Source organism: Patulibacter medicamentivorans (assembly GCF_000240225.1).
In the GTDB taxonomy this organism is placed as follows: Bacteria; Actinomycetota; Thermoleophilia; order Solirubrobacterales; family Solirubrobacteraceae; genus Patulibacter; species Patulibacter medicamentivorans.
Genome location: NZ_AGUD01000189.1, coordinates 1 through 682, shown reverse-complemented (window position 1 = coordinate 682; position 682 = coordinate 1). Strand labels below are relative to the sequence as shown.

1 pseudogene is annotated in these 682 nt (G+C 80.4%); it reads left to right on the top strand.

The features are described 5' to 3' along the window. A pseudogene (locus tag PAI11_RS27160) lies at window positions 1-682 on the top strand (hypothetical protein); the annotation flags it as partial.

Sequence of the window (682 nt, the reverse complement as noted above, 5' to 3'; positions counted from 1 at the left end):
CCGACCAGGCGCTGCGCGACCAGGCCGGCCGCGAGCAGCGCGCCCAGGCCGCCGCCGCGGAGCTGCAGGCCCAGCTGGCGACCGTCGCGGAGGAGCGGGAGGCGGCGCTCGCCGCTGCCGCCGAGGCGACCCGCGAGCAGACCGTCGCCCGCGAGCTCGCCGCCGCCCAGACCGCGCGCCTGGAGACCACCCGCCGCGAGCTGCGCGCGGCGCTGCGGTCGCTGACCCTCGATCGTGACCGCAGCGAGCGGGTCCAGCTGGAGTCCCGGACCGCGCGCGAGGCGCTCGCCGAGGAGCTGCGGCAGCGGCAGCAGCAGGTCGCGGCGCTCGTCGAGGAGCGCGACGGGCTCGCCGACGAGCGCGAACGCCTGGCGCGCGAGCTGGTACAGGTCGAGCAGCGCGGCGGGATGGCGGTCGAGCAGGCCCGCGCGCGGCTGGCGGCGATCGAGGGCGAGCTGGAGGGCGCCCGCGCCGCGCAGCAGGAGGCCGAGCAGCGCGCCGTCGCCGCCGAGGCGCGGATCCGCGATCTCGACGGGCGGTTGACCGAGCTCGCGGCACTGCGCGAGACGGCCGTCCAGCGGGCCGCGGCGCTCGACGCCCTGCGGGCGCAGGTCGCGGAGCTGGAGAGCGAGCCGGAGCGGCGGGCCGCCGCGGAACGGGTCGCCGAGGCGGCGCTGGCGGC